At 67.5% G+C, this 12,292-nt stretch carries 9 protein-coding genes; 2 read left to right on the top strand and 7 right to left on the bottom strand.

The window, feature by feature from the left end; translation table 11 throughout:
* Positions 1–157: 157 nt before the first annotated feature.
* From AC07Z7_RS15820 to AC07Z7_RS15810, 3 genes are all read right to left on the bottom strand, one after another.
* Complete coding sequence (locus AC07Z7_RS15820; protein WP_494766840.1) at positions 158–1,177, bottom strand: response regulator transcription factor; 1,020 nt, start codon at positions 1,175–1,177, stop codon at positions 158–160.
* A gap of 237 nt (positions 1,178–1,414) precedes the next feature.
* Positions 1,415–2,512, bottom strand: coding sequence for a M14 family metallopeptidase (locus tag AC07Z7_RS15815; RefSeq protein ID WP_494766839.1), 1,098 nt, complete (start codon positions 2,510–2,512; stop codon positions 1,415–1,417).
* 100 nt (positions 2,513–2,612) lie between these two features.
* Positions 2,613–3,824: a M20 aminoacylase family protein gene (locus tag AC07Z7_RS15810; protein ID WP_494766838.1), complete on the bottom strand. Its 1,212-nt coding sequence runs from the start codon at positions 3,822–3,824 to the stop codon at positions 2,613–2,615.
* Positions 3,825–3,901: 77 nt separating this feature from the next.
* Here AC07Z7_RS15810 and argE point away from each other — a divergent pair, with 77 nt between their 5' ends.
* On the top strand, positions 3,902–5,062 hold the full coding sequence (gene argE / locus AC07Z7_RS15805; RefSeq protein ID WP_494766837.1) for an acetylornithine deacetylase: 1,161 nt from the start codon (positions 3,902–3,904) through the stop codon (positions 5,060–5,062).
* Between the two features lie 45 nt (positions 5,063–5,107).
* On the opposite strand, the gene AC07Z7_RS15800 is transcribed toward argE, so the two are convergent.
* On the bottom strand, positions 5,108–6,256 hold the full coding sequence (locus tag AC07Z7_RS15800; protein WP_494766836.1) for an ABC transporter substrate-binding protein: 1,149 nt from the start codon (positions 6,254–6,256) through the stop codon (positions 5,108–5,110).
* 134 nt (positions 6,257–6,390) lie between these two features.
* On the opposite strand from AC07Z7_RS15800, the gene AC07Z7_RS15795 reads away from it, so the two are divergent.
* A complete protein-coding gene (locus AC07Z7_RS15795; protein ID WP_494766835.1) occupies positions 6,391–8,484 on the top strand; it encodes a molybdopterin-containing oxidoreductase family protein in 2,094 nt (697 codons plus the stop codon).
* Between the two features lie 97 nt (positions 8,485–8,581).
* Here AC07Z7_RS15795 and AC07Z7_RS15790 read toward each other — a convergent pair whose 3' ends face one another.
* The 3 genes from AC07Z7_RS15790 to AC07Z7_RS15780 all read right to left on the bottom strand — a co-directional run bounded on the left by AC07Z7_RS15790 (position 8,582) and on the right by AC07Z7_RS15780 (position 12,084).
* Positions 8,582–9,646, bottom strand: a complete 1,065-nt coding sequence (locus tag AC07Z7_RS15790; protein ID WP_494766834.1) for an alpha/beta hydrolase family protein — start codon at positions 9,644–9,646, stop codon at positions 8,582–8,584.
* A gap of 157 nt (positions 9,647–9,803) precedes the next feature.
* Positions 9,804–10,967 carry an iron-containing alcohol dehydrogenase gene (locus AC07Z7_RS15785; protein WP_494766833.1) on the bottom strand — a complete coding sequence of 388 codons (1,164 nt, stop codon included), beginning with the start codon at positions 10,965–10,967 and terminating at the stop codon, positions 9,804–9,806.
* A gap of 199 nt (positions 10,968–11,166) precedes the next feature.
* Positions 11,167–12,084 (bottom strand): LysR family transcriptional regulator, encoded by a 918-nt coding sequence (locus tag AC07Z7_RS15780; protein WP_494766832.1) that lies wholly within the window; start codon positions 12,082–12,084, stop codon positions 11,167–11,169.
* Between the last annotated feature and the right edge of the window lie 208 nt (positions 12,085–12,292).

Below are 12,292 nucleotides of genomic sequence, written 5' to 3'. Positions count from 1 at the left end.
ATGACGGTTCTTCAGGAGTCCTGGCCGGGTGGCGGTGTGGCGCGCACCGGTGTCTGGACTCCGGTGCGAACGATAGGAAAAGGCGGCGCGATTGCAGCCTCTGCAAATGCAGAGGGAGCGGGAAACTACCAAGCCCGCGCAGCGTCGGGCCACCGCCTTACGCGTTGCGCAGTGCCGCCACCAGCTCCAGCTTGTTGCGCACGCCCAGCGCTGCGTAGGCGGTGCGCAGGTAGGTACGCACCGTGGCGGGCGTGAGGCCCAGCGTGGCCGCAATGTATTTGTGCGACTGCCCCTGGGCGTAGAGCATGGCCACGCTCAGCTCGCGCGGGGCCAGCGCCTGCTTGTGCTGGCGCGATGCGATGCTGAGTGCCACCAGTGGGCCGCAGGGCTCCAGCCGCAGGCGGCAGGCCCTGCCCAGCACCAGGTTGCAAGGCGCGCCGCGCAGCGCCTGCACCACGGCCGGGGGCAGGTGGGTGCCCGCCCATTCCGGGTGGGCCGCACGCAGGGCCTGGCTGATGCGCAGACCTGCGAACAGCAGCTCGCCCGTGGGCTGGGCCAGCGCAAAGCTGTCCCAGGGGCGCCGGGGCGAATCATTTTGCAGGCGCTGCAGACGGTGGTGCCAGTGCTGCAGCAGGTGCAGCACAAACTCGCCGAACAGCACGGTTTCGGCATCGGTGAATTCGGTGCGTGTCTGCGGGCGGTAGACCGAGACAAAAAACAGCAGCCCGCTGTGCGGCAGCTCGGCCGTGAGGGCCATGCAGTGGTAAAGGCCATGCCGCTCGGAGAAGGCCACCACCTGCGGGTCCTCGGGCAACACGCCCACCACGTCGCGCTCGCGGATCACCTGACCCAGTCGGCGCATGGACTGCAGCGCAAAGTCGTCCACGGCCGCCAGGGCATTCCATTCGTCGGCAAAACCCCGGGCCAGGCCGATGCTGCCGTGCAGCCAGTTGCGTGGTGCGGCCTGCGTTTCCCCCTCTGCGCCAGCCTCGCCCGCCGACACCTCGCCCCACCAGGCGGAATCAAAAGGCACCAGGCTCTGCAAGGTCTGCATGGCCTGGCGCAGCAAGTCCTGCGGGGCAACGTGCTGGGCCTGCTCAGAGAGCCTGAGCAGGCTGCGGCTGAGCGCACGCAGCGGGTCGGCAGGCGGCACCTGCAGGGCGGTGCGCGGGCTCATGGGGCCACACGTTCGGCGGCCGCCCGGGGGATAGCCCGGTCGCAGGGGGCGTGGGTTGCAAGGGCCATGGTGTCTCCTGGTTTTTTGGGCGATGGTAGCCGCGACCGGGGCGCTACCCCACCGCTACCCCGGCATGGGCTGCCTGGGGCACCGGGAGACAATTACTATCTTTTCAGGAGCTAAAAACTATTTACAGATGCGCGGAGACGGCCATTTTTATGTACATCCCGCAGCCATTCAGCCGGCCAGGCCATCCACCGCCTGGAACATCGACTGTCGCGCCTGGCTCACGATCTGGCCCTTCCACACATCGGTATCGGTGTAGAAGGCAGCGAGCATCTGGGCCTTGATCTGCGCATGCTGCTCAGCGGGTGCGCCGGGGTGCAGGTTGAGCCATTGCTCGGCGCGGATGGCGTTCATCACGTCGAGCACGGGCACGGTGCCGTACTCCATGGCAATGCCGGTGTACTCGGCGTGGGGGCACTCGTCGTAGATGGCGGTCCACATCAGCCCGGTGAGGAAGGCCGAGGTGGACGAGCCGTCATAGATCGAGGTGACCGGCGTGGCGCCGCCGCCGTCCCACCAGGCGCGCGCACGGGCCACGGCCACGGCGTCGTCCTTGCCGGCATAGATGCGTTCGCCATGGCCGCTGGGGCCCAGGCCCGTGTGCAGATCGATCCAGGCGATCTGCGAAGCAGCCGCGCCATGCTGGCGCAGCACCTGGCGCAGCGTGCGGTTGCTCCAGGTGGGCTCGGTGCCGCCAAAGAAGATGCCTTGCGGAAACTCGTGCTGGCCTTGCGAGATGGCAGCCTGCCAGGCGGCCTCGCCCTTGGTGGCGATGTACTGCTGCACAGCGGCCAGGTTGTCGGGGCCGGGCGGCCACTGCTCGGGCAGCAGCAGGGGCTGCACCTCGCGGTAGGCGGTGTTCACGGGCAGGGGCTTTGAAAAGTCTTGGAAGTTGCGGTTCAGGTCCACGTTCTCGTGCGTGAAGCGGCGCACATGCGAGAAGCCGTAGGGGTTGAGCGCATGGATGTAGAGCGTGGCCACGCCCGCCGCATGCGCCTTGTCGCGCCACTCCTGGTCGTGCAGTGCAAACACCTGCACGCCACTGCCACAGTAGCCTTCGGCACCATGGCAGGCGCTGCTCACGATGAGCAGCTTTTTCGCATCCGCCGGGCCGTCGCGCACCACGTCCATCGCCAGGTCTTCTCCGTCCCGGCCCTTGAGCGGGTGGGCGTGCGATTCGATGGACAGGCCAGCAGCGGCTGCGGCTTCCAGAAACTTTGTGCGCGCCTCGGCGTAGCTGGGCGAGAAGGCTTCAACGATTCCGATCATGGACGGGGCTTTCAGGAGTCAGTGAGGAAAGACAGGAAAAACCCGGGCACGCGCGCAACGTGCGCCCAGGTCGAGCGGGATCGCCGGATATCGGCGGGTATCAGGCCGCCTTGGGGGGCTGGGCCAGCCAGGCTTCGGCCAGCTTGACCCAGTAGGTCGCGCCCAACGGGATCAGGTCGTCGTTGAAGTCGTAGCTGGGGTTGTGCAGCGTGCAGGGGCCGCCGCCATGGCCCATCTCGCGGTGGGCACCGTCGCCGTTGGCGATGAAGCAGTAGGCACCGGGCTTGGCCTGCAGCATGAAGGCGAAGTCTTCGGCACCCATGGTGGGCTCCTGCACCAGCACGTTGGATTCGCCCACGATGCTGGCCATGACCGCGCGCGCAAACTCGGCCTCGGGGGCCGAATTGACGGTGGGCGGGTAATTGCGCACAAACTCGAATTCGCACACGGCGTCATGCGCAGCGCAGGTGTGCTCGGCAATCTGCTGCATGCGCTTTTCGATCAGGTCCAGCACCTCCAGCGTGAAGGTGCGCACCGTGCCCTGCAGCTCGCAGCTGTCGGGCACCACGTTGGTGGCCTCTCCCGCATGGATCATGGTGACCGAGATCACGCCCGCATCCACCGGCTTCTTGTTGCGGCTGATGATGGTCTGGAAGGCCTGCACCATCTGGCAGGCAATCGGCACCGGGTCAATGCCGTTGTGCGGCAGCGCGGCATGGCTGCCCTTGCCCCGGATGGTGATCTTGAACTCGTTGCTCGACGCCATCACCGGGCCGGGGCTCACGGCGAACTGGCCCACGGGCATGCCGGGCCAGTTGTGCATGCCGTACACGGCCTCCATGGGGAATTGCTCGAACAGGCCATCCTTGATCATCTCGCGTGCACCACCACCACCTTCTTCGGCGGGCTGGAAGATCAGGTACACGGTGCCGTCGAAGTTGCGGTGCTTGGCAAAGTGCTGCGCTGCGGCCAGCAGCATGGCCACATGGCCGTCATGGCCGCAGGCGTGCATCTTGCCCTGGTGTTTGCTGGCGTGGGCAAAGGTGTTGAACTCCTGCATGGGCAGCGCGTCCATGTCGGCGCGCAGGCCGATGGCCCGGCCGTTGGCGCCCCCATCGCGCCCCTTCACGATGCCCACCACCCCCGTGGTGCCCATGCCGCGATGGATGGGAATGCCCCACTCGGTGAGCTTTTGCGCTACCACGTCGGCGGTGCGCACCTCTTCAAAGCACAGCTCGGGGTGGGCGTGAATGTCCCGGCGCACCGCTGCAATACTGGCCGCCTGGGTGACGATGGAGTCAATAACGTTCATGATATGTGTCCTTACGATCTCACAGTCTAGCCCGCTGGCCACCCCTAGCGCCACTCCGGGTTTATTTGCACTGCAACATGACACTCTCCCCGCACGCCCTCGAACTTGCGCAAACCCTGGTGCGCATGAACACCGTCAGCCACCACTCCAACATGGAGCTGATCCATTTCATCCGCGACCACCTCGCCAGGCTGGGCGTAAAAAGCCGCCTCACCTTCAACGAAGACAAGACCAAGGCCAACCTGTTCGCCACGCTGGGCGAGGGCAAACCGGCGGGCATCATCCTCTCGGGCCACACCGACACGGTGCCATGGGATGGGCAAGACTGGACCATGGACCCGCTGAGCGCGCTGGTTCAGGACGGCAAGCTCTATGGGCGCGGCAGCGCCGATATGAAGGCCTTCATCGGCGTGGCCGTGTCGCAGGCCGAGCAGTTCCTGAACAGTGACGCACCGTTTGCGCTCCACTACGCGTTCAGCTACGAGGAAGAGATCGGCTGCTTTGGCGTGAAGGAACTCATTGCCGACCTGCGCGACGCGAACATCAAGCCCCTGGCCTGCATCGTGGGCGAACCCACCAGCATGATCCCCGCCATCGCGCACAAGGGTGTGTACCGCTACAAGTGCTGCGTGCGCGGCAAGGAGGCGCATTCGTCCCTCACGCCCCATTCGGTCAACGCCATCGAGATGGCAGCCCGCGTGGTGGGCCGGGTGCGCGACATGGCGGAAGACTTTGAAAAGAACGAGCCCCGCTTCGAGGGCTTTGACGTGCCGTTTTCGACGAGCAGCGTGGGCCAGTTCCACGGCGGCATTGCCGACAACGTGGTGCCGCGTGACGCCGAGTTCCGCTACGAATTCCGCGACCTGCCCACGGCCAACGCGGCGCAGATGCAGGCCGAGGTGGTGGCCTACGCCCAGTCGCTGGAGCCTGCGATGAAGAAGGTGGCGCCCACAGCGGGCTTCGCGTTCGAGACCATCTGCGAGATCCCGAGCTTCCTGGGCAGCAAGGACGACCCGGTGACGCGCCTGGCGCAGGAGCTGAGCGGCGAAAAAAGCACCACGCTGGTGGCCTTCGGCACCGAAGCGGGCCTGTTCAAGAACGCGGGCATCTCCACCGTGGTGTGTGGACCTGGCAGCATCCAGCAGGCCCACCAGCCGGATGAGTATGTGAGCCTGGAGCAGCTCGCGCGCTGCGAGGCGTTCATGCAGGGGCTGGCGCGCACACGCACGCTCGGCTGATCGCTTCGGAGCGGCGGGGGCCCACACGCCCCCTCCTGGATGGGGTCAGGTCCTGACCCGGCCGTCCCCGGTCAGCATCGACATCTCGACAAACTTCGACGCCGCATGGCTGGTGGCGCTGAATGACACCGGAAAGCCCGAGATCACCTGGCTGCCGATGGACTCGGTGCCGGTGATGAAGCTCTCGCGCGTGATCTTGCCGCTGGCCTGGGCCTGGCGCAGGCCCTCGGTGAAAACGCGCGCGGCCAGATAGCCCTCCATGCTGGAGTAGTTGGCCTGCACCTTGTCGCCGCCCTTCTTGATGGCCTCCAGAAACTCGCGCGTGATCTGGCGCGACGGCTGGTAGGGCGAGGGCACGACCTGCGACACCACCACACCGGCTCCGTCCTTGCCCAGCTCATCGGCCAGCGCCTGCGTGCCCACAAACGACACGTTGTAGAACGTGCCGCCAAACCCCGCCTTGCGTGCCGCCCGCACAAACGCGGCGGCCGAGGCATAGGCCGTGATCTGCACGATGGCGTCGGGCATGGCGGGCACCAGCTTGTCCACGGCCGCCTTCACGTCCACCGAGTTGCGCTCCACCGTGGCCGTGGCCACGGGGGTGAGCTTGAGTTCGGTGAGGGCCCGGGTCACCCCGTCCAGCCCGGCCTTGCCGTAGGCATCGTTCTGGTAAAACACCGCGATCTTCTTGAGCCCCAGGTTGGTGAGCTGGCGCACGATGAGTGCAGTTTCGTCGTAGTACGAGGCGCGCACATGGAAGATGAGCCGGTTGAACGGCTGGCGCAGCGCCTCGGCACCGGTAAAGGGGCCAAAAAACGGCACCTTCTCCTTAGTGAACAGCGGCAGCGCCGCCAGGCTGGTGGGGGTGCCGATGTAGCCAAACAGTGCAAACACTTCGTCGGCGATCAGTTTTTTGGTGTTCTCGGCGCAGCGGTCAGGCTCGTAGCCATCGTCCAGCGTGCGGATTTCGACCATGCGTTTGCCCACGCCGCCCTGGGCGTTGAGCTGGTCAAAAAACAGCTTGGCGCCCTGGTTGAACTGCACGCCCAGCTGGGCGGCCGGGCCGGTGAAGGCCGCGGACTGGCCCAGCACGATACGGCCCTCGCTCTGCGCCCGGGCCAGATGGAAGCCCCCCAGCGCCGCCGCCCCCAGACCCACGGAAAACTGCCTGCGCCCCAGTGCCATTTGCTTCATGGTGAAATCCTGCTCTCTCTGCTATGAATCGAGGGCGATCCCTCTGCGCTGCCGGTAAGCAGCCTCTTTGGCCCAGCCGCAAGGGTATGCACGCCGGTTCCAACCCCGATGGCAGTTTAACGACCAGCCTGCATATGTCCACGCCTTCTGCCGCCAATCCCATGCAAACCACACCGATTCAGGTGCGCGGCGCCTGCCCGCACGACTGCCCCGACACCTGCGCGCTGCTGACCACGGTGGACGAACATGGCGTAGCCACCCGTGTGCAGGGCAATCCCGAGCACCGCCACACCGACGGCGCGTTGTGCGCCAAGGTGAGCAAGTACACCGAGCGCAGCTACCACCCCGAGCGTGTGCTCACCCCGCTCAAGCGCAGCGGCCCCAAGGGCAGCGGCCAGTTCACCCCAGTGAGCTGGGACGAAGCCTTGAGCGACATCACCCAGCGCCTGCAGGCCATCGCCGCGCACGCACCCGAGGCCATCCTGCCCTACAGCTACGCGGGCACCATGGGCATGGTGCAGGGCGAGAGCATGGACCGGCGCTTCTTCCACAAGCTCGGCGCCTCGCAGCTGGACCGCACCATCTGCGCATCGGCCGGGGCCGAGGCGCTGATCCAGACCCTGGGCGGCAAGGTGGGCATGAAGGTGGAGTTTTTTGCCGAATCGCAGCTCATCCTCATCTGGGGCAGCAACTCCATCGGCAGCAACCTGCACTTCTGGCGCTACGCCCAGCAGGCCAAGCGCAATGGCGCCAAGCTGGTGTGCATCGACCCGCGCAAGAGCGAGACGGCCGACAAGTGCCACGAGCACATTGCCCTGCGCCCCGGCACCGATGCCGCGCTGGCCCTGGCGCTGATGCACGAGCTGATCGCACACGACTGGCTGGACCACGACTACATCGCCCGCCACACGCTGGGCTGGGAACAGCTGCGCGAACGCGCCCTGCAATGGCCGCCCGAGCGCGCGGCCGAAATTTGCGGCGTGCCCGTGGAGCAGATCCGCCAGCTCGCCCAGGACTACGGCACCACGAAGCCCGCCGCCATCCGCCTGAACTACGGCATGCAGCGCGTGCGCGGCGGCGGCAATGCGGTGCGCGCCGTGGCCTGCCTGCCCGCGCTCACGGGCGCATGGCGCCACCGCGCGGGGGGTGTGCTGCTGTCCAGCTCGGGACAGTTCCCGGCGCAGCGCGGCGTGCTGCAGATGCCCGAGCTGATGCCTGCGAAGACTCCGCGCACCATCAACATGTCCACCATTGGCGACGACCTGTTGCGCGCGGCCTCGCCCGCTTTCGGCCCGAAGGTGGAGGCCATCGTGGTCTACAACAGCAACCCCGTGGCCGTGGCGCCGGAGTCGGGCAAGGTGGTGCAAGGCTTTGCGCGCGAAGACCTGTTCACCGTGGTGCTGGAGCACTTCCGCACCGACACGGCCGACTACGCCGACTACATCCTGCCCGCCACCACGCAGCTCGAACACTGGGACGTGCACCTGAGCTACGGCCACACCGACGTGGTGCTCAACCGCCCCGCGATTGCACCGCAGGGCCAGGCGCGCAGCAATGCGCAAATCTTCCGCGACCTGGCGGCGCACATGGGCTTCACCGAGCCGGGTTTTGCCGACAGCGACGAAGCCCTGTGCCGCCAGGCGTTTGGCGACGCAGTGGACTACGCCTTGCTCGAAACCCAGGGTTTTGCCACGCTGGCCATCCCCGATGCCCCGTTTGCCGAGGGACACTTCCCCACGCCGTCGGGCAAATGCGAGTTCTACAGCGCCCGCCTGGCCGCGCAGGGCCTGGACGGCCTGCCCGACCACCTGCCCAACTACGAACTGCAGGGCACGGATGCGCGCTACCCCCTGGCCATGATCTCGCCGCCTGCGCGCAACTTCTTGAACTCCACCTTCGTGAACGTGACAAGCCTGCGCAACATCGAAGGCCGCCCGGTGCTGGAGATCCACCCCGACGACGCCGAGGCGCGCGGCATCGCCAACGACGCCGTGGTGCGTGTGTTCAACGACCGGGGCAGCTACCTGTGCCACGCCACCGTCTCGCGCCGCGCGCGGCCGGGCGTGGTCAACGGCCTGGGCATCTGGTGGCGCAAGATGGGGCTGGAAGGCACCAACGTGAACGAGGTGACCAGCCAGGCCCTGACCGACCTGGGTCGCGCGCCGACGTTTTATGACTGTCTAGTGCAGGTGGAGGCGTGCCCCACCGAGGTGGCGCTCCCCGCCTGAGCGGCTGCAGCAGCCCTCAATTTACTACTATTTTCATAGCATACAAGGCATATCCATTGCGCGCAGACGGCCACCTTTTCTTGAAAATCCGCCGCACTCACCGCCACTGCCGCCCCAGAAACTCCGCCACCTGGTTCTCCAGCGTGGCGTGGTAGGCCACCCGGTCGAAGCCCTCGGGGTTGGCGGCAGCGTCGCCTGCGTCCGATGGCAGGGGCCAGGCGGACTGGGCCATGAAGGCAAAGTGCCCGGCGCCTGGCACGGTGCTCGCGTCCACCCCGGGCAAGTGGGCCGCCACATGCTGGCCGTGGTACTTGCCCTGCAGCACCACGTCGCGCTCGGCCATGACCACCTTCACGGGCACGGAGATGGCGGCCAGGCTCTGGGGCGTGAAGACCACGGCCATGGGCGCGAGGGCCACCACAGCGCGGATGCGGGGGTCGGCCACCGAAACCAGCGGGCCATCTTGCGAGCCGTGTGCAGAAGATGCCGGGGCCACGGGGCTGCTGGCGCCCTGGGCCGACGTGAGTTTTCCCAGGCTGCAAAAGCCCGGGTCGTCCGAGACGCCGCGGCAATGCTGTACGGCACGGGCGGGTTCGGCCTGTGCACCGGCCAGGGCCAGCACGGTGTAGCCGCCTGCCGAGTGCCCCACGGCGCCGATGCGCCCGGCCGGAATGCGGGGGCCCCATTCGGGGTGGGCCAGCAATGCGTCCAGCACGCGGCTCACCTGGCGCGGGCGTTCGCTGAAGTAGCGGCCCGAGGTGATCATCGACCGGTCTTCCCAGTTGTCGCCCGGGTGGCGCGGCGCGGCCACCAGGTAGCCATCGGCCGCCAGGCGCGTGGCCAGGTTGTGGTGGCCCAGTTCATGGCCGCCCGTGCCGTGCGAGATGAGGATCAGGCCCTTGAGGGGCGCGGCAGCCACCGGCGCGCCCGGTGTGACCATGGGCCGCCAGGGGCCCATGGGCTGGGTGCGCGCCACGGCAGGAGTCGGGTAGTAGAGGGCCACGGTCACAGGCTCAGCACCCGGAACCACCAGGGTGCGCAGCCCGGCGTATTGCGCCGATGCGGGGGCAGCCCAGGCCAGCAGCGCGACAAACGCAGCCAGCAGCGGAGCACGGGCCAACCGCCATGCGGAGCGGAGGGCCAGGAAGAGAATGAGGGTCACAGTGCGCCTTTCGTCAATGGCCGCCCGGGGTGGCGGCTTGACGGCACTGTAGGCAGCGCCCGCAGCGGGCTCCAGTGCCCTGCGACGAAACGCTGCTGCGCGGCGCGAAATGCAGAACGAAAGGCGGGAGCGGATGCCCGCCCCCCTGCCCGACGGCTTACAGCGCGGCTTCGAGGATGCGGCGGCTCACAGCCGGGGTGATCTCGCGCTGCTCGCCCAGCGTCACCATGCCGTGCGCCTCCAGCTGCGCCACCACGGCGCCCACGGTGTCAGCGCCCAGGCCGTAGCCCGACAGGCGCGTGGCGATGCCCATGCTTTCAAAGAAGTCGCGCGTACGCCCGATGGCGGCGGTGATGCGCTCGTCATCCGTGCCGGTGGTGATGCCCCACACGCGCTCGCCGTACTGCAGCAGCTTGGCGCGCTTGGCCCCCCGGCGCTCGTTCAGCAGCGCAGGCAGCACGATGGCCAGGGTGCGCGCGTGGTCGATGCCGTGCAGGGCCGTCAGCTCGTGGCCGATCATGTGGGTGGCCCAGTCCTGCGGCACGCCCGCGCCGATCAGGCCGTTGAGCGCCATGGTGGCGGCCCACATGAGGTTGGCGCGGTCGTCGTACACGGGCTCAGGGGCGGTCAGCAGGCGCGGGCCCACCTCGACGAGCGTCTGCAGGATGCCTTCGGCAAAGCGGTCCTGCACGGGTGCGTTGACGGGGTAGGTGAGGTACTGCTCCACCGTGTGCACAAACGCATCGACCACGCCGTTGGCCAGTTGCTGGGGTGGCAGGGTGTAGGTCTTGATGGGGTCGAGCACCGAAAACACCGGGTAGGTGTGCACGCTGCCAAACGACAGCTTGGCGCCCTTGGCGCGGTGGGTGATGACACCGCCGTTGTTCATCTCCGAGCCCGTGGCGGGCAGCGTGAGCACGGAACCAAACGGCATGGCGCCCTGGACGTTGCGGCCGTGCTTTTCGAGGATCGCCCAGGGGTCGCCGCCCTCGAAGCGCACGGCGGCGGCGATGAACTTGGTGGCGTCGATCACCGAGCCGCCGCCCACGGCCAGCAGAAAGTCAAACCCGCCTTCGCGGATCTGCGCCACGGCCTTCATGGAGGTTTCGTAGCTCGGGTTGGGCTCGATGCCACTGAAGGTGGCGTGCGGGCGCTCGCCCAGCGCGGCGCGCACCTCGGCCAGCGTGCCGGTCTTTTCGGCGCTGGCACCGCCCACGAGGATCAGCACCTTGGCGGCAGCGGGCACGAGTTTGGCCAGGTCGGCAATGCGCCCCTGGCCGAAGGCGATGTGGGTGGGGTTGTGGAAGTCGAAATTCAGCATGATCGTCTTTCTCTGTCAAAGGCGTTGCCGCAGCACCGGGCACTTGGCTGCGCAGAGGGTGCGCCGCGCTCGGTGGCGGCAGCAAGGGCGCGATTGTGCGGCGCACGGGTGTGCGGTGCCGGTCGCGTGTGCGATAGCCCTGCTGCTGGCAGAGCCTCGTGCGGCAGGTCGGCGCAGCGCATGCGATTGCTGCTAGCGCTCAACGCGGCGCCCGCTCCATCAGCGCCTGCAGCCGCCCGGCCATGAAGTCGCGCAGCACATGGACCAGCGGTGTGAACTGGCGGCGGCTGGGCGCCACCAGAAAGAGCGGCACGGCCTCGGTGGTCCAGCCGGGGCACAGCGGCACCAGCCGCCCGGCGGTCAGGTCGTCGGCCACATCAAAGTACGACTTGTAGGCAATGCCCCGGCCCAGCACCGCCCAGCGGCGCACCACATCGCCATCGTTGGCCACGTTGCGGCTGCGCGCACGCACCACCACCTCCTGGCCGGAAGCGTCCCAGAAGCGCCAGCGGTCGTGCACGTCCTCGCCCAGCATGAAGCACAGGCCCTCGTGCGCGGCCAGCGCATGGGGCGTGTCGGGCATGCCGTGCGCTGCCAGGTAGGCGGGCGCGGCACAGAGCACACGCCGGTGGTCGGCGGCCAGCGGCAGTGCGACCAGGCTCGAATCCTGCGGCTTGCCGTAGCGGAAGGCGGCATCCACCGGCTCGCTGTAGACGTTGGCCACGCGGTCGGCCAGCTGCAGGCGGATGTCGATGCCCGGGTGCTCGGTCTGGAAGGCATCGAGCCAGGGCAGCAGCACATTGCGCCCCAGGTCAGACGGCGCGGCCAGCTGCAGCGTGCCGCGAAAGCCTCCGGCGCGCCCGCCCGCCAGCTGGCCTTGCACCTGCTGCAGCGCAGCCAGCGCGGGGCGGCAATGCTCCAGAAACAGCGCGCCCTCCTGCGTGAGCCGCAGGCTGCGCGTGGAGCGCACGAACAGCGCCACGCCCAGCTCGGCCTCCAGCCGCTTGAGCGCGGCACTCGCGGCAGCGGGGGTGAGGTCCAGCGCGCGGGCCGTGGCAGAGAGGCTGCCGCTGTCCACGGTGCGCACAAAGATGTCGAGGTCTTGCAGGCTTTTCATGGGGTGCCTTGGGTGCGTAGGGGCTTATTTTCAAGCAATGATTGAAGATGGATTCAATCATCAGCCCATTTAAAAACAAACCGGCAAAACCCATGATCCAGGCACCCTTTGTTTGACCCCAGGATCTCCCCATGAAAGCCGTTGGCTACCAAACCGCCCACCCCATCGACCACCCCGAGTCGCTGCTCGACATCACCCAACCCGACCC

It is taken from the genome of Acidovorax sp. GW101-11A03 (assembly GCF_059424825.1).
The sequence above is the reverse complement of the archived record's forward strand: the minus strand, read 5'-3'. Positions and strand labels throughout refer to the sequence as shown.